We start from the raw sequence: 419 nt of genomic DNA on the forward strand, positions 1-419 counted from the left end.
ATTGAATATATTACCATATTTGCGTTTAATAATAATTTCCAATCTGATCAAAACATAGCTGAATTAATTCAACTATATAATGATTCTTGCGATGACTACTTAAATTTAATTAATTATGCAAAAACAGTTGAATATATTGATGATGAAGTAATAGAACAAATAAATAATGAATTATTATCCATATCAGATAATTTAATATTGCTTAATTACAAGAAAAAAATCTCTGAATCTTTGGAACAAATGAATTTATTGGCATTAACAGAAAATGGAAAACATTGGCGTCAATATATGAAAAATGATTTAACAATAAACGAAGATTCTTCTTTTTTATTTGTTTCGTCATTTAAAGAAGGTATATTAGCGGACGCCTTGTTTTATGCAACTTATTATACAAATCGAATTAATGATTCATTTAATAT

Annotated in this window: 1 protein-coding gene; it reads left to right on the forward strand. The window is 23.4% G+C overall.

The window, feature by feature from the left end; all coding sequences use genetic code 11:
* On the forward strand, positions 1–419 hold a 419-nt coding region (locus tag ACYVTD_RS17145), incomplete at both ends, for a hypothetical protein (RefSeq protein WP_461248850.1).

The sequence above is a fragment of the Treponema sp. R6D11 genome, from assembly GCF_054786075.1.